The organism is Brevundimonas sp. M1A4_2e (assembly GCF_053345555.1).
In genome coordinates, this window is the sequence record NZ_JBKFAI010000002.1 from 97,028 (window position 1) to 119,135 (window position 22,108).

The 22,108-nt window shown below is 68.4% G+C and carries 21 protein-coding genes; 7 read left to right on the forward strand and 14 right to left on the reverse strand.

Features of this window, described 5'->3' with window-relative positions; genetic code table 11:
* Nucleotides 1–24: 24 nt before the first annotated feature.
* Nucleotides 25–555, reverse strand: a complete 531-nt coding sequence (locus ACLBV5_RS05060; protein WP_447605003.1) for a hypothetical protein — start codon at nt 553–555, stop codon at nt 25–27.
* Between the two features lie 259 nt (nt 556–814).
* Between ACLBV5_RS05060 and ACLBV5_RS05065 the strand changes: the two genes are divergently transcribed.
* The 5 genes from ACLBV5_RS05065 to hmgA all read left to right on the forward strand — a co-directional run bounded on the left by ACLBV5_RS05065 (nt 815) and on the right by hmgA (nt 7,450).
* Complete coding sequence (locus tag ACLBV5_RS05065; RefSeq protein ID WP_447605004.1) at nt 815–1,585, forward strand: EAL domain-containing protein; 771 nt, start codon at nt 815–817, stop codon at nt 1,583–1,585.
* A 7-nt stretch (nt 1,586–1,592) separates the two neighbouring features.
* Nucleotides 1,593–2,048 (forward strand): BLUF domain-containing protein, encoded by a 456-nt coding sequence (locus tag ACLBV5_RS05070; RefSeq protein WP_313633821.1) that lies wholly within the window; start codon nt 1,593–1,595, stop codon nt 2,046–2,048.
* Nucleotides 2,049–2,505: 457 nt separating this feature from the next.
* Nucleotides 2,506–4,035 carry a S10 family peptidase gene (locus ACLBV5_RS05075; RefSeq protein ID WP_025976204.1) on the forward strand — a complete coding sequence of 510 codons (1,530 nt, stop codon included), beginning with the start codon at nt 2,506–2,508 and terminating at the stop codon, nt 4,033–4,035.
* A 175-nt stretch (nt 4,036–4,210) separates the two neighbouring features.
* Entirely contained in the window at nt 4,211–6,019 is a 1,809-nt protein-coding gene (gene lepA / locus ACLBV5_RS05080; protein WP_313633822.1) for a translation elongation factor 4, read from the forward strand.
* A 135-nt stretch (nt 6,020–6,154) separates the two neighbouring features.
* A complete protein-coding gene (gene hmgA, locus ACLBV5_RS05085; RefSeq protein ID WP_447605005.1) occupies nt 6,155–7,450 on the forward strand; it encodes a homogentisate 1,2-dioxygenase in 1,296 nt (431 codons plus the stop codon).
* A gap of 84 nt (nt 7,451–7,534) precedes the next feature.
* Here hmgA and ACLBV5_RS05090 read toward each other — a convergent pair whose 3' ends face one another.
* The 13 genes from ACLBV5_RS05090 to ACLBV5_RS05150 form a co-directional block, all read right to left on the reverse strand.
* Complete coding sequence (locus tag ACLBV5_RS05090; protein WP_025976207.1) at nt 7,535–7,804, reverse strand: hypothetical protein; 270 nt, start codon at nt 7,802–7,804, stop codon at nt 7,535–7,537.
* 72 nt (nt 7,805–7,876) lie between these two features.
* The gene (gene glk / locus ACLBV5_RS05095) at nt 7,877–8,845 is read right to left on the reverse strand and encodes a glucokinase (RefSeq protein WP_447605006.1); all 969 of its coding nucleotides are present in this window, start codon (nt 8,843–8,845) and stop codon (nt 7,877–7,879) included.
* A gap of 11 nt (nt 8,846–8,856) precedes the next feature.
* Nucleotides 8,857–10,746, reverse strand: a complete 1,890-nt coding sequence (edd, locus tag ACLBV5_RS05100) for a phosphogluconate dehydratase (protein ID WP_447605007.1) — start codon at nt 10,744–10,746, stop codon at nt 8,857–8,859.
* Entirely contained in the window at nt 10,746–11,447 is a 702-nt protein-coding gene (pgl, locus tag ACLBV5_RS05105; protein ID WP_447605008.1) for a 6-phosphogluconolactonase, read from the reverse strand. The genes edd and pgl overlap by 1 nt, the downstream gene beginning before the upstream one ends.
* Nucleotides 11,448–11,625: 178 nt before the next feature.
* The gene (gene zwf, locus ACLBV5_RS05110; RefSeq protein WP_447605009.1) at nt 11,626–13,077 is read right to left on the reverse strand and encodes a glucose-6-phosphate dehydrogenase; all 1,452 of its coding nucleotides are present in this window, start codon (nt 13,075–13,077) and stop codon (nt 11,626–11,628) included.
* A 41-nt stretch (nt 13,078–13,118) separates the two neighbouring features.
* Nucleotides 13,119–13,745: a bifunctional phosphoribosyl-AMP cyclohydrolase/phosphoribosyl-ATP diphosphatase HisIE gene (gene hisIE / locus ACLBV5_RS05115; protein ID WP_447605010.1), complete on the reverse strand. Its 627-nt coding sequence runs from the start codon at nt 13,743–13,745 to the stop codon at nt 13,119–13,121.
* 160 nt (nt 13,746–13,905) lie between these two features.
* A complete protein-coding gene (gene hisF / locus ACLBV5_RS05120; RefSeq protein ID WP_447605011.1) occupies nt 13,906–14,673 on the reverse strand; it encodes an imidazole glycerol phosphate synthase subunit HisF in 768 nt (255 codons plus the stop codon).
* Nucleotides 14,674–14,701: 28 nt separating this feature from the next.
* Nucleotides 14,702–15,436 (reverse strand): 1-(5-phosphoribosyl)-5-[(5-phosphoribosylamino)methylideneamino]imidazole-4-carboxamide isomerase, encoded by a 735-nt coding sequence (hisA, locus tag ACLBV5_RS05125; protein WP_278070354.1) that lies wholly within the window; start codon nt 15,434–15,436, stop codon nt 14,702–14,704.
* Nucleotides 15,433–16,032: an imidazole glycerol phosphate synthase subunit HisH gene (gene hisH, locus ACLBV5_RS05130; protein ID WP_447605012.1), complete on the reverse strand. Its 600-nt coding sequence runs from the start codon at nt 16,030–16,032 to the stop codon at nt 15,433–15,435. The genes hisA and hisH overlap by 4 nt, the downstream gene beginning before the upstream one ends.
* A gap of 184 nt (nt 16,033–16,216) precedes the next feature.
* Complete coding sequence (gene hisB / locus ACLBV5_RS05135) at nt 16,217–17,650, reverse strand: imidazoleglycerol-phosphate dehydratase HisB (RefSeq protein WP_447605013.1); 1,434 nt, start codon at nt 17,648–17,650, stop codon at nt 16,217–16,219.
* A gap of 160 nt (nt 17,651–17,810) precedes the next feature.
* On the reverse strand, nt 17,811–19,118 hold the full coding sequence (hisD, locus tag ACLBV5_RS05140; protein ID WP_447605014.1) for a histidinol dehydrogenase: 1,308 nt from the start codon (nt 19,116–19,118) through the stop codon (nt 17,811–17,813).
* Nucleotides 19,118–19,999, reverse strand: a complete 882-nt coding sequence (gene hisG / locus ACLBV5_RS05145) for an ATP phosphoribosyltransferase (RefSeq protein ID WP_447605015.1) — start codon at nt 19,997–19,999, stop codon at nt 19,118–19,120. The genes hisD and hisG overlap by 1 nt, the downstream gene beginning before the upstream one ends.
* 9 nt (nt 20,000–20,008) lie before the next feature.
* Complete coding sequence (locus tag ACLBV5_RS05150; protein WP_376787726.1) at nt 20,009–20,305, reverse strand: YerC/YecD family TrpR-related protein; 297 nt, start codon at nt 20,303–20,305, stop codon at nt 20,009–20,011.
* Between the two features lie 97 nt (nt 20,306–20,402).
* On the opposite strand from ACLBV5_RS05150, the gene ACLBV5_RS05155 reads away from it, so the two are divergent.
* Both ACLBV5_RS05155 and ACLBV5_RS05160 read left to right on the forward strand, forming a co-directional pair.
* Nucleotides 20,403–20,756, forward strand: coding sequence for an endonuclease domain-containing protein (locus tag ACLBV5_RS05155; RefSeq protein ID WP_447605016.1), 354 nt, complete (start codon nt 20,403–20,405; stop codon nt 20,754–20,756).
* 108 nt (nt 20,757–20,864) lie between these two features.
* Nucleotides 20,865–22,079 (forward strand): NAD(P)/FAD-dependent oxidoreductase, encoded by a 1,215-nt coding sequence (locus ACLBV5_RS05160; RefSeq protein WP_447605017.1) that lies wholly within the window; start codon nt 20,865–20,867, stop codon nt 22,077–22,079.
* Nucleotides 22,080–22,108: the final 29 nt, after the last annotated feature.

Sequence of the window (22,108 nt, forward strand, 5' to 3'; positions counted from 1 at the left end):
GATCTGAACGGCGACAGTAACCGGCTAATTGATGCCCGATGCCGACTGATAGTTGTTATAGGTGTAGTAACCGCCGTCGTAGGTATCGAACCAGATATTCCCTAAATCCATGTGGTTCAGGGAATAGTCGGCGACATTGTAGTTGTCGTCGTTATCAACCGTCAGCGTTAGACGGCCGCCCGTCAGGCTGACGTGGCCCACGCTTTCGTTCCAGAAAGCGATGTCCCACTGCCCCCACCGCCGCCCGGACGAGGTGTCGCCATAGGCGTAATAGTAAACCCAATCGCCGTTGTTCACGGTGAAATCGACATACCGCGTGGCCCATCCCCGAGAGTCGATCTCGGCCACCTTCGTCCACGGCCCATTCGGCCCCGGCCCTCGATAAACGTAGGTGACCGCCGTCGTCAGATTCCCCGAATAGTTGAACCGCTCGACCCGCAGCGTCACGGTGCGGTTGATGCTGGTGAACTGAATGACGGTCTCGACGCCATGGCCGCAGCCGACGGCCATAACCCCGACCTGGCGCCCGGCCTGATCGCCATAGAGACCGATCATTGGATCCAGGTCTTGTCGGCCGTGCGCGCATGCTCGGCTTTGCACGACGGCTCGCGCCACAGGGAGATTGTGATCCACGTCGGATCGCAGCAGGAAACGGAGGTGCTCGCGCGCGGTGAGGCGGGAGAGCGCGGCGCGCCGTTCGCCCGGCGTCTCGATCAGCGCCCTGTTCGCTTTTTCAGCGCGCCGTCGCCGTCTGCAAGATTTCGTAAAGAGGTCCGGCTCTACGCAGATATCCAACCAGCAGGGAGCGCGAGCGATGGCGACGGGATGCGAGGGCTGCCGCGACGGCGCCGGGTTCGATCTGCCCTTCTCGATGGCCTTCCAACCCATCGTGGATATCGCCAACCAGACGATCTTCGCGCACGAGGCCCTGGTGCGCGGCGTCGGCGGCGAAGGCGCCTATTCGGTTCTGAGCCGGGTCGCGGACGACAACCGCTATGCTTTCGACCAGCAGTGCCGGGTCAAGGCCATCGAAATGGCCACCGCCCTGGACCTGCCGCGCGACGGCGCGCGACTGTCGATCAACTTCATGCCCAATGCGGTCTATGAGCCGCGGGCCTGTATTCGCCTGACCCTGGCGACGGCCATGCGCACCGGCTTTCCGCTCGACCGGATCATCTTCGAGTTCACCGAAGACGAGAAGCTGGACGCCAACCACCTGCTGAATATCCTGCGCACCTACCGCGCCATGGGCTTCAAGACGGCGATCGACGATTTCGGCGCCGGTTATGCGGGTCTGGGCCTGCTGTCGAAATTCCAGCCCGACATCGTCAAACTGGATATGGAGTTGATCCGCGACATCGACCGCGATCAGGCCAAGCAGAAGATCGTCAAATCCCTGCTGGGCCTGATGGCCGACCTGGGCATTCAGACCATCTGCGAAGGCGTCGAAACCCAGGACGAGCTGCGGGCGCTGGAGGATCTCGGAGCCCACCTGATCCAGGGCTACGCCCTGGCCCGACCGGCGTTCGAGAGCCTGGTGAACGCCGACGCCCTGACCCCCATACAGGCGCGCCAAGTCGCCTGAACCCACAATGCGACAACTGATCTACGTCAGCAGGGTCGTTCCCGGCTTGCAGGACGAAGACGCCTTGCTGCGATCCATCCTCGAGGTCTCGGTCCGAAACAACACCGCCGTGGCGGTGAGCGGCATGCTGCTGCGCCATCGCGACCATTTCTTCCAGGCGCTGGAAGGGTCGGCTGCCGCCGTTGAAGCCATCTATCGCCGGGTGCGGCGAGACCCGCGCCATCAGGACCTCAAGCTTCTTCAGGACGCGACGCCGACATCCAGAAGTTTCGCCGGCTGGGCGATGTGCGGCCACAATATGGGGCCGGCAGACAATGAAATCCTGGAAGTCCTGGCGCTGAGACGCGGGTTTGATCCGCAACGAATCAGCGGTCCTGGCGCCTTGTCGCTGTTGAGAACAGTGCACGCTGTGCAGCAGCGCGTAGACCTACGGACCCAGCCGGCGATCGTTATTGAAGCTTGAACCGTCGCACCGGGTTTCTGCCCGAAGCCGGACTCTTACGCATGGCCGCCTGCGGTTATCAGTGCTCGACGAAGGCGCTTCGGACGCTTCGGCGCCGACAAGCTACGGAAAACTCATAGAGCGCCCGGGTTTTCACCGTGGGGGTCAAAGGTTCAATGCCTGCCCGCCGCCATTCTTTACAAGCCGTTGGATGGCTTGAGCGGCGCGAGGCTTGCTTCGCTGAAGCGTGATTCGCCTCTGGCGGCCTGCGGCGGGTTGTTCGCCAGCTCAGAATCTCTTCCTCTCTCGCGCCGTGTTTTCTTCGGGGATTGCCCCGGGACCCATTGATCCGTCCGGGATTATTGCGCTGCCGCCCGGTTTACATTCGGCTCAGCTTGCCGCCCAATCCCCCATTGGGCGACGCTTGTCCGCGCGCCTGGCTCTCGAGGGGAGCCGTGACGCTTATTGGGGGTTGAGGATGAAGAAACTGCTTGTCGCCGCAGTGTCGGCGCTGGCTCTGGCCGGGCCGGTCATGGCTCAGGACGCGGCGCCGGCCGGGGCGCGCTCGGACGCGGCGCGTGAGCGCGGCGAGGCGGCCATTCCGCCGCCCGTGATGTCCGAGACCCGCCACACCGGCGTCTTCGGCGGGCAGCGCATCGCCTATCGCGCCATCGCCGGCGAGACCTATCTGAAGGACAAGGACGGCAAGCCGCTCGCGGCCATGGTGTCCTACAGCTATATCAAGGAAGGTCCGAAGGATCCGAACCGTCCGGTCACCTTCCTGTGGAACGGCGGCCCCGGCTCGGGCTCGCTGTGGCTGCACATGGGCGCCTTCGGGCCCAAGCGCGTGGTCGTGCCCTCGGACGCCAAGGATGACGGCGCGGCGCCGTTTCCGATCATCGACAACCCTGAGTCCCTGCTGGACGTCACCGACATCGTCTTCATCGACCCGATCGGCACCGGCTTCAGCCGCGCCCTGGGCAAGACCGATCCGGCCGACTACTGGGGCGTGACCAAGGACGCCAAGTCGATCGCCGAGTTCATCCGCATGTGGCTGAACACGCATGAGCGCTGGAACGCGCCCAAGTTCATCGGCGGCGAAAGCTATGGCACCACCCGTTCGGCCGCCGTCATCAATGAACTGGAAGGCAGCTACACCGACGTTTCGATTAACGGCATCCTGCTGATCTCGTCGATCCTGGACTTCAGCTTGGCCGCCGATGCGCAGGGCAACGAGCTGGGCTTCGTCACCAATCTGCCGTCGATGGCGGCCACGGCCTGGTATCACGACAAGGTGCCGAACAAGCCCGCCACGGTGGAGGAGTTCGTCGCCGAGGCCCGGGCCTGGGCCATCGGCCCCTACGCCACGGCCCTGCTGAAAGGCAACGACCTGACGGCCCAGGAGCGCGCGGCCATCCTGCCGCAGCTGTCGCGCTACACCGGTGTGTCCCAGGCTTATCTGAGCAACGCCAACCTGCGCCTGTCGCCCAGCCGCTTCTACAAGGAGCTGCTGCGGGATCGGGGACTGACCATCGGCCGTCTGGACACCCGCTACACCGGCGTCGACTACGACAACGCCGGCGACCGCCCGGACAACGACCCCAGCTTCTACGGCATCGACGGCGCCTATACCGCCGCCATGAACGCCTGGGCGCGCGAAGGGCTGAAGTATTCGCCCGACGTGGTCTATTCCTCGATCGGCGGCACCCGCAACTGGGACTGGAACCTGCCGACCGCCGGGCGCGGCGGCGCCGAGTATCTGAACGTGGCCCCCTATATCGGCCGCGCCCTGCGCGAGAACAGCGCCCTGCGCGTCTGGGTGGGGCAGGGCTACTACGACTTCGCCACGCCCTTCTTCGGCGCCGAATATTCGCTGAACCGTCCGGGCTTCCCGACCGACGGCCGCATCGAGTGGCACTACTACCACTCGGGCCACATGATGTACGTGCGTGAAGACGACCTGAAGAAGCTGTCCAGCGACATCCGCTCCTTCATCCGCGCGCGCTAACCCAGCGCCGCCAAGGCAGCAGACGCCGCCCGTTCCTGATGCAGGGACGGGCGGCGTTTTTCGTCGGCTCCCCAGCGGAAGCTCCAGGGCCTGTGGCCCTTGCGGACTGATCTTGGGCTCCTTGCGCGTCAGCGTCGTGGCGCAAAGCCGCGCGCCGTGCTACGCGCGCCGGACCATGACGACGCCCCCTATCGAACGCATCCGCAATTTCTCGGTGGTCGCCCACATCGACCACGGCAAGTCGACCTTGTCCGACCGCCTGATCCAGTTCACGGGCGGCCTGACCGCGCGCGAAATGTCCGAGCAGGTGCTCGACAACATGGACATCGAGAAGGAGCGCGGCATCACCATCAAGGCGCAGACCGTGCGCCTGAACTACAAGGCCAAGGACGGGCTCGACTACGTCCTGAACCTGATGGATACGCCGGGCCACGTCGACTTCGCCTATGAGGTGTCGCGCTCTCTGGCCGCTTGTGAAGGCTCGATCCTGGTGGTGGACGCCTCGCAAGGGGTCGAGGCCCAGACGCTGGCCAACGTTTATCAGGCCATCGACAACAACCACGAGATCGTCCCGGTCCTGAACAAGATCGACCTGCCCGCCGCCGAGCCGGAGCGGGTCAAGGCCCAGATCGAGGACGTCATCGGCCTGGACGCCTCGGACGCCATCGAATGCTCGGCCAAGTCGGGTCTGGGCATCGAAGACGTGCTGGAAGGCATCGTCGCGCGCCTGCCGGCGCCCAAGGGCGACGTCAACGCCCCGCTGAAGGCCATGCTGGTCGACGCCTGGTATGACCCCTACCTGGGCGTGGTGCTGCTGGTGCGCGTGTTCGACGGCGTGCTGAAGGCGGGGATGCGCGTCAAGATGATGCAGACCGGCTCGTCGCACCTGGTCGACCGCGTCGGCGTCTTCCTGCCCAAGAACACCCCGGTCGAGCAGCTTGGCCCCGGCGAGGTCGGCTTCATCACCGCCCAGATCAAGGAAGTCGCTCACGCCGCCGTCGGCGACACCATCACCGACGAGAAGAAGCCGACCGCCGAAGCCCTGAAGGGCTTTAAGGAAGTCCAGTCGGTGGTCTTCTGCGGCCTGTTCCCGGTCGACGCCGCCGACTTCGAGGACCTGCGCGCCGCCATCGGCAAGCTGCGCCTGAACGACGCCAGCTTCACCTATGAGATGGAGAGCTCGGCCGCCCTGGGCTTCGGCTTCCGCTGCGGCTTCCTCGGCCTGCTGCACCTGGAGATCATTCAGGAGCGCCTGAGCCGCGAGTTCAACCTCGACCTGATCGCGACGGCGCCCTCGGTCGTCTACAAGATCGGCCTGCGCGACGGGACCGAGATCGACCTGCACAACCCGGCCGACCTGCCGGACGTCATGCAGATCGAGACCATCAGCGAGCCGTGGATCAAGGCCACCATCCTGACCCCCGACGAATACCTCGGCGGCGTGATCAAGCTGTGTCAGGACCGTCGCGGCAGCCAGATCGAGCTGTCCTATGTCGGCAGCCGCGCGCTTGTGGTCTACGAGCTGCCCCTGAACGAAGTGGTGTTCGACTTCTACGACCGGCTGAAGTCGATCTCGAAGGGCTACGCCTCGTTCGACTATGAGATCACCGACTACAAGGTCGGCGACCTGGTGAAGATGTCGATCCTGGTCAACGCCGAGCCGGTGGACGCCCTGTCGATGCTGGTGCACCGCGCCCGCGCCGAGACGCGCGGCCGCGGCATGGTCGAGAAGATGAAGGAGCTGATCCCTCCGCACATGTTCACCATCCCGATCCAGGCCGCCATCGGCGGCAAGATCATCGCCCGCGAGACGGTGCGCGCCCTGCGCAAGGACGTAACGTCCAAGTGCTACGGCGGCGACGCCACCCGCAAGAAGAAGCTGCTGGAGAAGCAGAAGGCGGGCAAGAAGCGGATGCGTCAGTTCGGCAAGGTCGAGATCCCGCAGGAAGCCTTCATCGCCGCCCTGAAGATGGACGAGGACTGACGGCCGAGCCCGCCGTCTTCATCCCTGTTCGCACAAGGATGATGCCGGGGCGGGTTTGATCCAAGGCAAAGTCATCCCCCTCGGGGTGACGCTGCGATGCGGATCGCTTACATCTCTCGCCAAGGGAGAAACGATATGACGCGATCCAACGCGCCCGCCTATCAGAGCGGCTTCGCCAATCACTTCGCCACGGAGGCCGTGGACGGCGCCCTGCCGGTCGGGCGCAACTCGCCGCAGCGCCCGGCGCTGGGCCTCTATGCCGAACAGCTGTCGGGCACCGCCTTCACCGCGCCGCGCGACCACAATCTGCGCAGCTGGCTGTATCGCCTGCGGCCCTCGGCCCAGCACGGGCCGTACCAGCCGTTCGCGCAAGGCCGGGTGCGCTCCGGCCCCTTCACCGAGACGCCGCCCAATCCCAACCGGATGCGTTGGGACCCGCTGCCCATGCCGGACCAGCCGACCGACTGGGTCGAGGGGCTGACCACCTATGGCGGCAACGGTTGCGCCGATTCCGGCACGGGGGTGGGCGTTCACCTCTATGTCGCCAACCGCTCGATGGTCGACCGCGTCTTCTATTCGGCCGACGGCGAACTGCTGATCGTGCCGCAGCAGGGGGCGCAGCGCTTCGTCACCGAGATGGGCCTCATCGAGGCGGCGCCGGGCCACATCGTCGTCATTCCGCGCGGCGTGCGTTTCCGCGTCGAGGTGGACGGCGAGGCGCGCGGCTATGTCTGCGAAAACTACGGCGCGCCCTTCCGCCTGCCGGACCTGGGCCCCATCGGCTCCAACGGCCTGGCCAATCCGCGCGACTTCGAGACGCCCGTCGCCTGGTTCGAGGACGTGGACCGTCCGACCCAGTGCGTTCAGAAATACGGCGGCCAGCTGTGGGCCACGACCTTCGATCACAGCCCGCTGGACGTGGTCGCCTGGCACGGCAACTACGCCCCCTGCCGCTATGACACGGCGCGGTTCAACACCATCGGCACGGTCAGCTTCGACCACCCTGATCCGTCGATCTTCACCGTCCTGACCTCGCCCAGCGATACGCCAGGCACCGCCAACTGCGACTTCGTCATCTTCCCGCCGCGCTGGATGGTGGCCGAGGACACCTTCCGTCCGCCGTGGTTCCACCGCAACGTCATGAGCGAGTTCATGGGGCTGATCTTCGGCGAGTATGACGCCAAGGCGGGCGGCTTCGCGCCGGGCGGCGCTTCCTTGCACAACCGCATGAGCGGCCACGGCCCCGACCAGGCCAGCTGGGACGGCGCGACCAAGGCGGAGCTGAAGCCGCACAAGATCGAGAACACCCTGGCCTTCATGTTCGAGACGCGGATGCCGATCCGCACGACCCAGTGGGCTGAACAGACGCCGCTGATGCAGCTCGATTACGACGACTGCTGGACCGGGTTCCAGAAGGGCGCGGCCGGCTGAGGCCTGGCGCTCCAGCCTGAACTCTAGGCAAGAAAAAGCCCCCACCGCCAGCGCGGTGGGGGCTTGATCATTCTGGACCGTCTCTTAGTTCGACGGGGCCGGCGGATTGGTGCTCGGCGAGGTGTTCGGCGTATTCTCGGTGGTCATGCCGCCGTCGGCGTTGCCCGCTTGTTGCTCGATGCGGTCGGCCTCGGCGTTCAGGGCGCGCTCTTCGGCTTCATTCGGCGTGGCGGCGGCCTGAGCTTCCAGGGCGTCGGCCTTCTGTTCCGCAGCCCGGTCGGCGGCGCTTTCGCCGCAGGCGGCCAGGCCGGCGAAGGCGGCGATGGAGACGGCGGTCAGAACCAGTTTACGCATGGTGTTCCTCCAAAGGTTGAGGCCCGAGTAACGCCTCGTCCTCACATTCGGTTCACGCCCCTGTGATCATTTTTATCGCTCTTGTGCGAGCGCGACGCGCGCGGCCCCCAGCAGGGCGGCGTGTTCGTGCAGGATCACCTTCGTCGGGATGGCGGCCATATAGTCCTGGAACCGCCCCTTGCGCTCGAACCGGCGACGAAAGGGACTGGCCTGAATGAAGGGCAGGATGCGCGGGACGATGCCCCCGGCGATATAGACCCCGCCGCGCGCGCCGGTGGTCAGGGCGATGTCGCCCGCCACGGCCCCCAGCATGGCGCAGAAGCGGGCCAGGGTGGCGCCGCACGGGCTGTTCGGGTCGTCCAGGGCCTGGGCGGTGATCTGGGCGGGGTCGTCGATATGGGTCTCGCGGCCGTCGATCTCGGCCAGGGCGCGATGCAGGTTCAGCAGGCCGGGCCCGCAGATCAGCCGCTCGATCGACACCCGTTCATAGCGGCGGCGCAGGATGCGCAGCACTTCGTCCTCGACCGCGTCGCCGGGGGCGAAACAGGCGTGGCCGCCTTCACCCGCGAGCGCCGTCTCGCGCCCCTGGGCGTCGCGCGCCAGGGCCGACACGCCGAAGCCCGTGCCGGGCCCGACCACGGCGATGGTCGCGTGCGGATCGCCCTCGTCCGGCCCGCCCAGCGACGCCAGCTGATCCGGCGGCACGACCGGCGCGCCCCAGGCCTGGGCCTCGAAGTCGTTGATCAGCCGCACCGGATCGAGGCCCAGCGTCTGCAGCTCCTGCTCCGACACCCGCCAGGTCGAGTTGGTCATGTCGATGGCGCCGTGCGCGACCGGCCCCGCCACGGCGATCACCCCGCCGCTGGGCCGAACCTCGCACCCGTCCAGATAGGCGGCCACGCCCTCCAGAAAGGTCGGGTAGGTCCGGGCGGGAAAGCTGTCGAAATGCTCCAGCACCGTGCGGCCCTCGACGATGCGGGCCAGGGCGAACCGGGCGTTGGTGCCGCCGACGTCGCCGACCAGAAGCGGGGCAGAGGTCATGCTTTCCTGCGTCATGCGTCCACCGCGCGATCGACCAGGTTCGGATCGGGCGGGCCGTCGTCATGGCCGTCGGCGCCGATGGGGGCGCTGAAACAGACGCTGGCGCCTTGCTCGGCCGTCGACACCGCCTGGCGGAAGGCGCCGAACAGCTCGCGCCCATAACCCCAGGACGAGCCCTCTGCGTGGGCGCGTGAGCGGGCGGCCGCAGGACGGGCCTTCAGGTCGCCGGCGCCGACGGTGGTCAGCACCCCCGCCTCGGGATCCAGCCGGATCACGTCGCCGTCGCGCACATAAGCCAGCGGCCCGCCCGCCAGCGCCTCGGGGCTGACATGGATGGCGGCGGGCGTCTTGCCGCTGGCGCCCGACATGCGGCCGTCGGTGACGAAGGCGACCTTGAAGCCCTTGTCCTGCAGCACGCTGAGCGCGGGCGACAGGCTGTGCAGTTCCGGCATCCCATTGGCGCGCGGCCCCTGAAAGCGCAGCACCACCACCACGTCGCGGTCCAGCTTTCCATCCTTGAAGGCCTGCAGCGCGTCTTCCTGGGTCTCGAACACGGCGGCGGGGGCCTCGACGATGCGGTTCTCAGGCTTGACCGCCGAGATCTTGATCACCGCCCGGCCGAGGTCGCCCTGCACCAGCCGCAAACCCCCCTCGCGGTCGAACGGGTCCGTGGCGGGCCGCAGGATGGTCAGGTCCAGGCTCTCACGCACCGTGTCGCGCCAGACCAGTTCGTCGTCCTCCAGCCGAGGCTCCTTGAAATAGGCCTCCAGCCCCTGGCCCATGATGGTCGTCACGTCGGGATGCAGGTTCCCCGCCTCGACCAGCTCGCGGGTGACGAAGGCCACCCCGCCCGCCGCCTGAAAGGCGTTCACATCGGCCGATCCGTTCGGATAGACCCGCGCCAGCAGCGGCGTGACCGACGACAGCTGGTCCATGTCGGTCCAGTCGATCAGCACCCCCGCAGACCGGGCCATGGCCACAAGGTGGATGGCGTGATTGGTCGACCCGCCGGTGGCCAGCAGGGCGACGATCATGTTGACGATGGTCTTTTCCGACACGACGTCGGCCATCCGGCCGCGCCCCTCGCGCGCCAGCTCGATCGCCCGCTTCGCCGCCGCCGCCGTCAGGGCGTCGCGCAGGCCGGTGTCCGGGTGGACGAAGGCCGTCGACGGCATATGCAGTCCGGCGACCTCCATCATCATCTGATTGGAGTTGGCCGTGCCGTAGAAGGTGCAGGTGCCGGGAGAGTGGTAGCTGGCGATCTCGCTCTTCAGCAGTTCGGCGCGGTCGATCAGCCCTTGCGCGTATTCAGCCCGAACGCGGGCCTTCTCGGCGTTGGGGATGCCGCTGGGCATCGGCCCGGCCGGGGCGAAGACGACGGGCAGATGGCCGAACGCCAGCGCCCCCATGAACAGGCCCGGCACGATCTTGTCGCACACCCCCAGCATCAGGGCCGCGTCGAAGGCGTCGTGGGTCAGCGCCACCCCGGTCGACATGGCGATGACGTCGCGGCTGAACAGGCTCAGCTCCATGCCGGGGCGCCCCTGGGTGACGCCGTCGCACATGGCCGGGGTTCCGCCCGCCACCTGGGCCGTGGCTCCCGCCTCGCGCGCCGCCTGGCGGATGATCTCGGGGAAGCGCTCGAACGGCTGATGCGCCGACAGCATGTCGTTATAGGCGGTGACGACGCCGAGGTTCGGCTGGGCGCCGGTCAGGGCCGTCAGCTTATCGGCCACGGTCTGGCCGGCGAAGGCGTGGGCCCAGTTGGCGCAGGACAGCTTGGCCCGGCCCGGTGCTGTGCCTGTCGCGGCGTCCATGCGGCGCAGATAGTCGGCGCGGGTCTGTCGGCTGCGTTCGACGATACGGGCGGTGACCTCGGCCACCACAGGATTGAGCGCCATCACTCGGCCTCCGTCCAGAGCACTTCAAGGGGAGCGTTCGCCGCGATCAGGGCGGCGATGGGGTTTACGGCGGGATCGCTCGCCGCCTCGCGCTCGAACACGGCGCGCTTGTTCGCGCCCGTCAGGGCCAGCACCACGCATCGAGCCCTGGCCAGCCACGGCAGGTTGAGCGTCAGCCGCTCCTGCGGCGGCGCCGCGCCGTCGCGCCCGGCCGGCACGCCATAGACGGCCGGTTTCAGCCCCGGCGTCAGCAGGGTGGTCAGCATCGGGCTGCCGGGGAACATCGAACAGATATGCCCGTCCTCGCCCATGCCCAGCAGTACGGCGTCCAGCGCCCGCCCCTCGGCCGCCAGAGCCTGAGAGGCGAGGGCGGCTGCGCGATCCACCGTCACGGCCGGGCTATAGAGCGGGACGAACCGGGCGCCCGCGGCCGGGCCGGTCAGCAGGGCGCGCTTCAGCAGGGCCGCGTTCGAATCCGGCGAGGCCTCGGGCACATAGCGCTCGTCCACCAGCGTCGCCGTGACCCTGGCCCAGTCCAGATCGGCCTGCGCCAACTGGGCGTAGATAGGCGAGGGCGTCGATCCGCCCGACCCGGCGAACAGCGCGCGCCCGTCGGCGGCCAGGGCCTCCGCCAGCGCTTCGGCCAGCCGGTCTGCGGCGGCCTCGGCCCAGGCCTCGCGGGTGGGAAAGTTCTGGATCATGCCGTCACGCTCCTTCTCCCCCGGGGGGAGAAGGTGGGCCGCAGCGCGGCTCGGATGAGGGGGACGCCGGATGCAGACGCAACTTCAAAGGTCGAGCGGGCGGACACAGCCCCCTCATCCGTCCTGCTTCGCAGGCCACCTTCTCCCCCGAGGGGAGAAGGAAGAGTGTTGGCGTTTCTCATCGCACGTTCCACTTCCGCCCAGTGCGCGACAGCAGCAGGTCCGCCGCCTCCGGCCCCCAGCTTCCCGCTTCATATTCCAGCGGCCACTCCCGGCACGACCAGGCGTCCGCCACCTCGTCCACCCATTTCCACGCCTGCTCGGCCTCGTCCCGGCGGACGAACAGAGTGGAGTCGCCGTGCAGGGCGTCCAGCAGCAGCCGCTCATAGGCGATGCGGCGGCGCGGAGCCGCGCCGTCCTTCCCGTCTTGCCCCCATGACAGGCTCATCTGGATGGGCTGAAGCTGCATCCGCTGCTCCAGCCCCGGCTTCTTGTTCATCACCGACAGGGAGATGTCCTCGTCCGGCTGCAGCTCGATCACCAGCCGGTTGTCGTAGATGGCCCCCCGCTCGCCATGGCCGAAGATGGAGTGGGGCACCGGCTTGAACTGGATGACGATCTCAGTGCGTTTCTCGGCCAGCCGCTTGCCGGTGCGCATGAAGAAGGGCACGCCGGCCCAGCGCCAGTTGTCGATATCGGCGCGGATGGCGACGAAGGTCTCGGTGTCCGACGGCTGGCCGCGCTCGGCTTCATAGCTCTCGACCGACCGGCCCTCGACCTCTCCGGCCCTATACTGGCCGCGAACCGTCACGCGCTCGGCGTCCTCGGCCATGATGGGGCGCAGCGAGCGCAGCACCTTCACCTTCTCATTGCGCACCGAGTCGGGGTCCAGGTCGCTGGGCGGCTCCATCGCCACCAGACACAGCAGTTGCAGCATATGGTTCTGCACCATGTCCCGCAGGGCGCCGTATTCGTCGTAATAGGGCCAGCGGTCGCCGACGCCGACCGTCTCTCCGACCGTGATCTGCACATGGTCGATCGTCAGATTGTTCCACAGCGGCTCGAAGATGGCGTTGCCGAAGCGCAGGGCGATCAGGTTCTGCACCGTCTCCTTGCCCAGGTAGTGATCGATGCGGAACACCTGCCGTTCGTCAAAGGCGTCGGCCACGGCGTCGTCGATTTCGCGGAAGCTCTCCAGATCGCGCCCGACCGGCTTTTCCAGCACGATGCGGTCGTCAGGTCCGGCCAGACCGGCCGTTTTCATGGCTGTGACGATGCGGCCGTACAGCGACGGCGACACCGCCAGAAAGGCCGTGATCGGCCCCTCGCCAGCGCGGGCCTTCAGCGGCTTCAGGCTATCAGCGTCGGTGGCGTCTACGGCCATGTATTCCAGCCGCTCAGTCAATCGCCGCCAGCTGTCTTCGCTCCAGGCGTTGTCGGCTTCGGCGCGCGGCTGCACCGCCTCGCGCACCTTCTTCAGATAGGCCTCGGTCGTCTCTTCGGTGCGCGCGGCGGCGATGATCGTCAGCCCGTCCGGCAGCAGGCCGTCGTGATCGAGGAAGTACAGCGACGGCAGCAGCATCCGCAGGGCGAGGTCGCCCCCGCCTCCGAACAGTATCAGCGCCGCCATTCAGGTCTCCTTCGCTTCAGGCCGACCCGCACAGCGGGCCGTCAGCCTTGATCTTCAGCCGGTTCCGCCCGCCGGGCCAGCACGTTCAGCACGTCCTGGAACACCATGTCACGGGCGTGCAGAAGCACCAGCAGGTGATAGATCAAATCCGCCGCCTCGCTGGCGAGTTCCGCATTATCTCCCGCCGCCCCGGCCAGAGCCGTCTCGACGCCCTCTTCGCCGACCTTCTGCGCCGCGCGCTTGGGGCCCTGCGCGATCAGGCGGGCGGTCCAGCTGTCGTTCGGATCGGCCTGAGCCCGAACATGGATGGTGCGCTCCAGCCGCCCGATGCGGCCCAGGCCGGGGGCGTCCTCCTCGCCGAAGCAGCTGATGCGGTTCAGGTGGCAGGCGTTGCCGACCGGGCGCACCTTCACCACCACAGCGTCGCCGTCGCAGTCAGGCGTCACCGAGACGACGTTAAGAAAGTCGCCCGACGTCTCGCCCTTCCTCCACCGCCCGCCGCGCGAGCGCGAAAAGAAGGTGGCCTGCCCGCTGTCCAGCGTCTCGCGCAGCGCCGCCTCGTCCATATAGGCCAGCGTCAGCACCTGCAGCGTGTCGGCGTCCTGCACCACGGCCGGGATCAGGCCGTTTCCCTTGGCGAAGTCGATCTGGGAGAGATCGACTGTCATTTTCCTTCTCCCCTCGTGGGAGAAGGTGGGCGCCGAAGGCGCTCGGATGAGGGGGCTGTGTCCGCACGCGAGACGGTGGAGGATGAGGCAGGCAGCCCCCTCATTCGTCTCGCTGCGCGAGCCACCTTCTCCCTCGAGGGGAGAAGGGAATCGATGGTCGTCATATCCTGACCTCCACGCCTTGCGCGTCCAGATAACGCTTCAAATCCGGGATCGAGATCGCGCCCGAGTGGAAAACGCTCGCCGCCAGCGCGCCCGACACGTCCGCCTCCACGAACACGTCCCTGAAATGCTCCACCGCCCCGGCCCCGCCCGAGGCCACCAGCGGAACGGTCAGCCGCCGCCGCGCCTCGGCCAGCTGAGCCACGTCATACCCTTTGCGCACCCCGTCCTGATCAATGCAGTTCAGCACGATCTCGCCCGCGCCCAGCCCCTGCGCCTCGACGATCCAGTCCATGGTCAGCCGCCCGGCGCCGCGCCGCGCGTTCGGATCGCCGGTGTATTGATGCACCCGCCATTCGCCGTCCTGAAAGGCGCTGTCGACGCCGACGACGACGCACTGGCGTCCTAGCCGCGCGGCCATCTCGCCGATCAGTTCGGGCCGCTCCAGCGCGGGGGAGTTGATCGACACCTTGTCCGCCCCGTGGTCGAGACAGCGCGCCGCCTGTTCCACCGTGCGGATGCCGCCGGCGACGCAGAAGGGAATGTCCAGCAGCCGGGCGATGTCCTGCACCCAGCCATAGTCCAGCGTGCGTCCTTCGGGGCTGGCGGTGATGTCGTAGAAGACCAATTCGTCGGCCCCCTGATCGCGATAGCGCGCGGCCAGTTCGGCGGCGTCGCCCATGTCGACGTGGCCCTCGAACCGCACGCCCTTGACCACCCGTCCGTCCTTGACGTCCAGGCAGGGGATGATGCGCCGGGCGGTCATCGGACCGCCCCTATGCAGAAATGGGCGGTCATCCCGCGACGGCTCTCAGCGCCTCGGCCACGGTGAAGCGGCCGGTATAGAGGGCGCGGCCGGTGATGGCCCCCGCGCAGCCGATGGCCTTGGCCGCCCTCAGGTCGTCCAGGTCGGCCACCCCGCCCGAGGCCTGGATCTCCAGCTCAGGCCGACGGCGAACGGCCTCGGACAGAAGGTCCTGGTTAAGGCCGGTCAGGGCGCCGTCGCGACCGACGTCGGTAATCAGGATGTGGCGCAGCAGCCCCGCCGGATAGCGCTCCAGCACGCTCCACAGATCCACGCCGGACGACTGGGTCCAGCCCTTCAGCGCGGGCACCGGCAGGCCGTCCTCATAGCGGACGTCCAGGGCCAGGGCGATGGCTTCGGGGCCGAACTGCTCCAGCCACTTCAGCACCAGATCCGTATCGGTGACGGCCAGCGAGCCGACGACGACGCGGCTGATCCCGGCCCCCAGCAGGTGTTCGATATCCTTTTCCGAGCGGACGCCGCCGCCGGACTGGACCTTGATGTCCACGGCCCGGGCCATGTCGCCGATCAGCGCATACTGACGCGCCTCGCCCGCCTGCGCCCCGTCCAGGTCGATGACGTGGATCCACTCGGCCCCTTCGGCCGTGAAGGCCGCCAGCCGGTTGGCGGGATGGGAATCGTAACGGGTCACGTGATTGAAATCGCCGTGCAGCAGGCGAACCGCATGGCCGTCGATCAGGTCAATGGCGGGATAGATGATCACGCGGGCAACTCCAGGAAGTTCTTCAGAATACGCGCTCCGGCGGCCGCCGAGCGCTCGGGGTGGAACTGGCAGCCCCAGCGGTTGGCGCTGTTGACCACGGCGGGCACGGGCAGGCCGTAGTCGGCTGCGGCGATGGTGGCGGGGCCGTCAGGGCAGACATAGCCGTGGACGAAATAGGCCCAGTCGCCGTCCTTGATCCCTTCCAGCAGCGGATCAGGCCGACGGAGGCTCAGCCGGCTCCACCCCATATGGGGCGAAGGACGCGACGGCGCGGGCGCGATCGCCCCCACCCGTCCGGGGATCAGGTCCAGCAGGTCGGCGCCCCTGTCCTCGTCGCTGGTCTCGAACAAGAGCTGCTGGCCCAGACAGACGCCCAGCAGGGGGCGAGGAAAAGCGCGCAAGGCCTCGACCAGACCCAGCGCCTCCAGCCGCTGCATCGCATAGCCCGCCGCGCCGACGCCCGGCAGGATGACCCGCTCGGCCTCGTCCACATCGGCCGGATCGTCGGTGATCCGCACCCGCGCGCCCAGCCGCTCCAGCGCGAACCGCACCGAGGCGACATTGCCCGCCCCATAACCGATCAGGGTGACGTTCATCGCCCTTCTCCCCCGCCGTAGTTCCCTTCTCCCCTCGGGGGAGAAGGTGGGCGCCGGAGGCGCTCGGATGAGGGGGCTGCCTCCGCAGGCGACAGGGCGGAGGGTGACGTCGACGTCCCCCTCATCCGTCTCGCTCCGCGAGCCACCTTCTCCCCCAAGGGGAGAAGGAAAGCGGCGGCCGCCATTACAGCACCCCCTTGGTCGACGGCACCACATCACCTTCCACCCGGATCGCCTGACGCAGGGCGCGGCCCAGGGCCTTGAACACGGCCTCGGTCTTGTGGTGGTCGTCGTCGCCGGTAACGCGGACGTGGACCGCCGCGCCCAGGTTCTCGGCCAGCGAGCGCACGACGTGGGCCGTCAGGTCGGTGCGATAGCCGCCCAGCATCGGCGTGGCGAACGTCCCCTCGAACACCGGATAGGGCCGTCCCGACAGGTCGATGGAGACCGACGCCTCGGCCTCGTCCATCGGCAGGACGAAGCCGTAGCGGCCGATGCCGCGCCGCTCGCCCAGCGCCTGTTTCAGCGCCTGGCCCAGGGCGATGGCGCAGTCCTCGATGGTGTGGTGCGGATCGATGTGCAGGTCGCCTTCGCACGCCAGACGGATCGCGAACCCCCCGTGCGCCGCCACCTGTTCGATCATGTGGTCGAAGAAGCCGACGCCGGTTTCGATTGTCACCGGCCCGGCGCTGTCCAGATCGACGGCGCAGACGATGCGCGTCTCCTTGGTGTCGCGGATGGCCTGACCGGTGCGGTTGCGCCGCGCGCCGGGGGCGGCGGCGCCGAGCGCTGCCAGCAGGCGGTCGTTGACCTCGGGCTTCAGCGAGACGGGCAGGCGCACCCGGTCGCCCGCAAGATCGGCAGCCAGCCCGTAGCGGCGCAGGGCCTCGAGCGCGCCCTCCGGATCGGAGGGTCTGGCGATGATCACCGGTCCCACGCCGGCCTCCAGCGCCATGATGCGCGACAGGGCCTCGGCGACGCGGACGCGCTCGCGGCGCACGCCGCTGATGCGTTCGGCCGTCTCCATCATCCGCGACGGGTCCAGCGCCTGCATCGCCAGCCGCACCGAGACCTCGGGCAGGGCGTAGGGCTCCAGCGCCTCAGCCAGCCGCGCCAGCGTCTGCGCCTGCGCGACCGCGGCCCCGACCCGCGCCCCGGCCAGCCCATAGGCCAGCGACAGGCTGCGCAGCACGATCAGATTGGCGTGGTCCTTCACCAGGGCGGCGGCCGAGGGCGCCTCGGCGAACTCGACCATCCCTTCATCGACGACCAGCAGGGCGGGGGCGACGCGCGCGGCCATCTCGGCTACGGCCTCGGGCGAGCTGAGGGCGCGGATGACCACGGCGGCGGTCCCGGCGTCAGCAGCCGGGCGGGCGTAGAGGGCGGCCAGTTGCGCATAGGGCTCGGCGTCGGGCGCCTGCACCTTCAGCCCGTCGCGCGCGGCCAGGCGCCAGACTAGCTCCAGCCCGTGCGTCAGCCCGCGCGTCGGCAGCGCCTGATCGGCGTCGACGCCATAGAGCGCGGCCATGCGGGCCGCCAGCGCAGCGGGCTCCGCCGGATAGCGCTCGAGGCCGTCGCCGCCCGAGACGAGCGGCGGATAGGGGGCGGGCAAGCTCATGACCCTTCTCCCCTCGTGGGAGAAGGTGGGCGCCGAAGGCGCTCGGATGAGGGGGCTGTGTCCACGCGCGAGACGGATGAGGGCGAAGCCAACGTCCCCCTCATCCGACCTGCTCCGCAGGCCGCCTTCTCCCTCAAGGGGAGAAGGAAGAAATCGTTGGTCATCCCGCGCTCCTCAGATCGGCCGCCCGGGCGTGGGCCTCCAGCCCCTCCAGCCGCGCCAGGGCGGCGGCGACGGGGGCCAGCGCTGCGGCGCCTTGTTCGGTGACGGTCTGCACCGACATCGCAGTCATGAAGCTGGCGGTGACGACCCCGCCCAGCGTCCGCGCCGCGCCGTCGGTCGGCAGGACGTGGCTCGGCCCCGCCGCATAGTCGCCCAGCGTCTCGGCCGCCCAGCGCCCGACGAAGACCGCGCCCGCGGCGCTGATCCGCTCGACCAAGCGTTCGGCTTCTTCCGTCTGGATCGACAGGTGTTCGGGACCATAGAGGTTCGCGACCTCGCACGCCTCGGCCATGTCGCGCACCCGGATGGCGCGGGCCTCGGCCAGCGACGCGCGGGCGATGGAGGCGCGCGGCAGGCTTTCGACCTGTCGTTCGACCTCGGCGATAATCTCGCTCAGGGCCGTGCCGCTGTCGGACACCAGGATCACCTGGGCGTCGGCGTCATGCTCGGCCTGGCTGAGCAGGTCGGCCGCGACGATCTCGAAATCGGCGTCGCGGTCGGCGATGACCAGCAGTTCCGACGGACCCGCCGGCAGATCCTGCGCCGGGCCGCCGGGCAGGGAGGCGGCGTAGCGCTTGGCCTCGGCGACATAGGCGTTGCCGGGACCGAACAGCTTGTCGACCGGCGCGATGACGCCGTCCTCCAGTTCGGCGCCGAAGGTCAGGGCGGCGATGGCCTGCGCCCCGCCCAGCAGCCACAGCTCGTCCAGCCCCGCCTCGGCGGCGGCGGCGATCATGGCCGGGTGGACCGAGCCGTCCTTCGACGGCGGGGTGACGGCGACGCGCCGCCCCACGCCAGCCACGCCCGCCGGTATGGCCAGCATCAGCAGCGACGAGAACAGCGGCGCCGTCCCGCCCGGAACATAGAGGCCCGCCGAGCCGATGGGCCGCCAGGCCAGCTTCGACTTCACGCCGGGCGTCGTCTCGATGAAGGGCGTGTCCTCGGGTTTCGTCGCCTGATGGAAGACGCGCACATTGTCGGCGGCGACCCGAAGGGCGCGGGCGGCGGCGGGCGGCAGGTCGCGACGCGCCTTGGTCGCAGCGGCTTCCGTGATTTCGATGCGGCGCGGCGCGGCGCCGTCCAGACGCGTGGCCCAGTCGGTCACGGCCTCGCCGCCGCGCGCCTGCACGTCGTCGAAGATCTCGCGCACCACGCTGGCGACAAAGCTCTCGGTGCGGCGCTGCGGGCGGGCCAGGGCGGCCTTGCGTCCGTCGGTGTCCAGTTGGTTCCAGTCGATACGCTTCATCACATCATCTTCTCGATGGGCAGGACCAGGATGGCCGACGCCCCTTCGGCCTTCAGTTTCTCCAGCGTCTCCCAGAAGACGGCCTCCTGGCAGACGGCGTGGACAGCCACGGCGTCGTCGCGCCCCGACAGGGGCATGACCGTCGGCGACCCTGCGCCGGGCAACAGGGCGGTGATCCGATCCAGCGCCGCGCGCGGGGCGTTCAGCATCACGTATTTGGCGCCCTGAGAGGACACCACGCCGGCCATCCGCTCGACGATGGAGTCCAGCAGGTGTTGAAGCCCCGCCTCGGGCGGCGTCGGCGCCTTGATCAGCACCGCCTGACTGTCCAGCACGGTGTCGCGCGCCATAAGCCCGTTGGCCTCCAGCGTCGCCCCGGTCGAGACCAGATCGCAGATGGCGGCGGCCAGCTTCAGCCGCGGGGCCACCTCGACGGCGCCGCGCATGGTGACGATGTCGGCGTCCACCCCCGCCTCATCCAGAAAACGACGCAGAATCTTCGGGTATGAGGTGGCGATCCTTAAGCCCTGCAACGACGACGGCCCGGCGTAGTCCAGCGCCGGCGGCGTGGCGATCTTCAGCGTGCAGCGGCCGAAGCCCAGCGGCATGACGACTTCGGCATTCGGCCCGCCGTTCCTGACCTCTTCCAGCACATTCTCGCCGACGATGCCCAGATCACAGACCCCGTCCGCCACGAAGGTCGGAATGTCGTCGTCGCGCACCCGCAGCAGGTCGATCGGATAGTTCTCGATCCGATACAGCAGGTCGTTGTTGCCCTTGACCACGCGCAGGCCCGCGTCGCGGACCAGGTCGAGGCTGCGTTCGGCCAGGCGGCCGGATTTCTGGACGGCGATGCGCAGCCGCCCCTGAACCGTGCTCATGATGTCGTCTCAGGCTTTCAGTCTGTCCAGCACCAGGCGATAGCCCTGGTGCGGCATGTCCTTCAGGGAGCGCGCGACCCGCACCACGGTGGTGGGGCTGGCCGGCGCCTCGGCGGCGATCTCGCGATAGGTCTTGTCCCCGGCGTCCAGCATCCGCGCCACCTGCCACCGCTCGGCCATGGCGCGCAGTTCGGCCGGGGTGCACAGGTCGGCCAGAAAGGCGTCCGCCTCCTCCCGCGTCTTCAGCGAGAGCAGGGCGTCCAGCAGGGCGGTCTTGGCGGCGTCGGTGCTCATGGCGCGTTCCATTATGCTGTAACAATGGAACGGTCAAGGGGGGGAAGTTGACCTCCGTCTTTCCTCCCCATGACAATGGGGAGGGGGACCACGAAGTGGTGGAGGGGCCATGCCGCCGACCGTCGAAGCCTATCGCCGCGCGTCCAGAATGCGCCGCGCTCTCACGCCGCCCGAGGCCCGCCTATGGGCGCAGATCAAAGGCGGCGGCCTCGAAGGCCTGAAGTTTCGCCGCCAACATCCGGTCGGCCCATACATCCTCGACTTCTACTGCGCCGTTGCTCGCCTGGCGGTCGAGATCGACGGCGCAACGCACGACGCCCTCGATCAAATCGCTCACGACGCGCGGCGAACCGCATGGCTGAAGGCGCATGGGATTGAGGTGTTGCGCATCCGGTCCACGGATGTTCGGGATCATCTCGACGGGGTTCTGGCCGTGATCCTGCTTCACGCAACGGGGCGGTAGAGAGCCCCTCCACCACTTCGTGGTCCCCCTCCCCATTGTCATGGGGAGGAAAAGCCTGACCGCCACTCGCCACTCGCCACTCGCCGCTCGCCGCTCTATCTGTCCGCCATGACCAAGGTTCTGATCATCGGCGCGGGACACGCGGGGGGCTCGGCGGCGGCGCTGCTGAGGCAGTATGGCTTCCAGGGCGAGATCGTCCTGGCGGGGCAGGAGAGCGCGCCGCCCTATCAGCGACCGCCCCTGTCGAAAGCCTGGCTGAAAGGCGAGGCGGGTCTGGAAGACCTGCTGCTGCGCCCCGAGAGCTTCTACGCCGAACAGAACATCGTCCTGCGCACCGGCGTCACGGCGACCGCCATCGACGCGGGCGCCAAGACCGTGACCTTCGCTGACGGGACGGTCGAAGCTTACGACGTGCTGATCCTGGCCACCGGCTCGACGGCGCGCAAGCTGGCCATCCCCGGCGCGGATCGGCCGGACCTGCTGGAGCTGCGCACGCTGGAGGACGCCGAGCGGCTGAAGGCGGTTCTGGCGCCGGGCAAGAAGCTGGCGGTGGTCGGGGGCGGCTATGTCGGGCTGGAGGCGGCGGCCTCGGCCCGCGCCCTGGGCGCCGAGGCGGTGGTGATCGAGCGCATGGACCGGGTGCTGGCGCGCGTGGCCTCGCAGCCCCTGTCGGCCTTCTTCACGGACCTGCACAAGAAGCACGGCGTCGAGATTCTGACCGGGGCCGAGGTCGCGGGGTTCGAGGATGCTGGCGTGCGTCTGGCCGACGGGACGCTGATCGCGGCGGATGCGGTGCTGGTCGGCGTCGGCGCCTTCGCCTGCGAGGCTCTGGCGCGCACGGCGGGACTGACGTGCGAAAACGGCGTAGTGGTGGATGAGACCGCCCGCACCCGCGACCCTTTCATCTACGCCATCGGCGATGTGACGCGGCGGCCGATCCCAGTCCATGGCGGCGTCATGCACCGGCTGGAGAGCGTGCCCAACGCCCTTGAACAGGCCAAACAGGCGGCCTCGGCCATCGTCGGCCGCGCCGCCCCGGCGCCGGAAGTGCCGTGGTTCTGGTCCGACCAGTACGACGTCAAGCTGCAGATCGCGGGCGTGCCCTTCGACGCAGACCGCCAACTGGTGCGCGGCGATCCGGCCAGCGGCGCCTTCTCGGTCTTCCATCTGGCGGGAGAGCGCATCGTGGCGGTGGAGGCGGTCAACGCCCCGGCCGACTTCATGGGCGGGCGCCTGCTGATCAGCAAAGGGGCGCCGGTCGACGACGTTCTGCTGGCCGACCCTGCGGTCTCGATCAAGGCGGTGGCCAAGACTCAGGCGTGACCTGCGTGTGACATTGAAGTCGCAAGTGC

Excerpts from the sequence above, each read along its gene's own strand:
- ACLBV5_RS05160 (WP_447605017.1), top strand. The coding sequence starts at position 20,865 with ATGACCAAGGTTCTGATCATCGGCGCGGGACACGCGGGGGGCTCGGCG.
- pgl (WP_447605008.1), bottom strand. The coding sequence starts at position 11,447 with ATGATCCAGAACTTTCCCACCCGCGAGGCCTGGGCCGAGGCCGCCGCA.
- zwf (WP_447605009.1), bottom strand. The coding sequence starts at position 13,077 with ATGGCGGCGCTGATACTGTTCGGAGGCGGGGGCGACCTCGCCCTGCGG.
- hisD (WP_447605014.1), bottom strand. The coding sequence starts at position 19,118 with ATGAAGCGTATCGACTGGAACCAACTGGACACCGACGGACGCAAGGCC.
- ACLBV5_RS05090 (WP_025976207.1), bottom strand. The coding sequence starts at position 7,804 with ATGCGTAAACTGGTTCTGACCGCCGTCTCCATCGCCGCCTTCGCCGGC.
- hisF (WP_447605011.1), bottom strand. The coding sequence starts at position 14,673 with ATGACCGCCCGGCGCATCATCCCCTGCCTGGACGTCAAGGACGGACGG.
- hisB (WP_447605013.1), bottom strand. The coding sequence starts at position 17,650 with ATGAGCTTGCCCGCCCCCTATCCGCCGCTCGTCTCGGGCGGCGACGGC.
- lepA (WP_313633822.1), top strand. The coding sequence starts at position 4,211 with ATGACGACGCCCCCTATCGAACGCATCCGCAATTTCTCGGTGGTCGCC.
- ACLBV5_RS05065 (WP_447605004.1), top strand. The coding sequence starts at position 815 with ATGGCGACGGGATGCGAGGGCTGCCGCGACGGCGCCGGGTTCGATCTG.
- ACLBV5_RS05070 (WP_313633821.1), top strand. The coding sequence starts at position 1,593 with ATGCGACAACTGATCTACGTCAGCAGGGTCGTTCCCGGCTTGCAGGAC.
- glk (WP_447605006.1), bottom strand. The coding sequence starts at position 8,845 with ATGACCTCTGCCCCGCTTCTGGTCGGCGACGTCGGCGGCACCAACGCC.
- ACLBV5_RS05060 (WP_447605003.1), bottom strand. The coding sequence starts at position 555 with ATGATCGGTCTCTATGGCGATCAGGCCGGGCGCCAGGTCGGGGTTATG.
- hisH (WP_447605012.1), bottom strand. The coding sequence starts at position 16,032 with ATGAACGTCACCCTGATCGGTTATGGGGCGGGCAATGTCGCCTCGGTG.
- edd (WP_447605007.1), bottom strand. The coding sequence starts at position 10,746 with ATGGCGCTCAATCCTGTGGTGGCCGAGGTCACCGCCCGTATCGTCGAA.
- hmgA (WP_447605005.1), top strand. The coding sequence starts at position 6,155 with ATGACGCGATCCAACGCGCCCGCCTATCAGAGCGGCTTCGCCAATCAC.
- ACLBV5_RS05150 (WP_376787726.1), bottom strand. The coding sequence starts at position 20,305 with ATGGAACGCGCCATGAGCACCGACGCCGCCAAGACCGCCCTGCTGGAC.
- ACLBV5_RS05155 (WP_447605016.1), top strand. The coding sequence starts at position 20,403 with ATGCCGCCGACCGTCGAAGCCTATCGCCGCGCGTCCAGAATGCGCCGC.
- ACLBV5_RS05075 (WP_025976204.1), top strand. The coding sequence starts at position 2,506 with ATGAAGAAACTGCTTGTCGCCGCAGTGTCGGCGCTGGCTCTGGCCGGG.
- hisIE (WP_447605010.1), bottom strand. The coding sequence starts at position 13,745 with ATGACAGTCGATCTCTCCCAGATCGACTTCGCCAAGGGAAACGGCCTG.
- hisG (WP_447605015.1), bottom strand. The coding sequence starts at position 19,999 with ATGAGCACGGTTCAGGGGCGGCTGCGCATCGCCGTCCAGAAATCCGGC.